Source organism: Bacillus cereus group sp. BfR-BA-01316 (assembly GCF_022664195.1).
Classification (GTDB): Bacteria; Bacillota; Bacilli; order Bacillales; family Bacillaceae_G; genus Bacillus_A.
On sequence record NZ_JAKUGX010000171.1, the window covers coordinates 1 to 203 of the forward strand.

Consider the following 203-nt stretch of genomic DNA (forward strand, 5'->3'; position numbering starts at 1 on the left):
GCCCCAAACAAGTATCGGGAAGACAGGATTTGAACCTGCGACCCCCTGGTCCCAAACCAGGTGCTCTACCAAGCTGAGCCACTTCCCGAAAGAAAACGCGCCCGAGAGGAGTCGAACCCCTAACCTCTTGATCCGTAGTCAAACGCTCTATCCAATTGAGCTACGGGCGCATATGGTGCCGAGGGCGGGGGTCGAACCCGCAC

2 tRNA genes are annotated in these 203 nt (G+C 58.1%); both read right to left on the reverse strand.

From position 1 onward, the window contains the following. Positions 1 to 14: 14 nt before the first annotated feature. Positions 15 to 88 (reverse strand) — tRNA-Pro (locus tag MR071_RS25420). 8 nt (positions 89 to 96) lie between these two features. Continuing rightward, positions 97 to 170, reverse strand: a tRNA-Arg gene (locus MR071_RS25425). Positions 171 to 203: the final 33 nt, after the last annotated feature.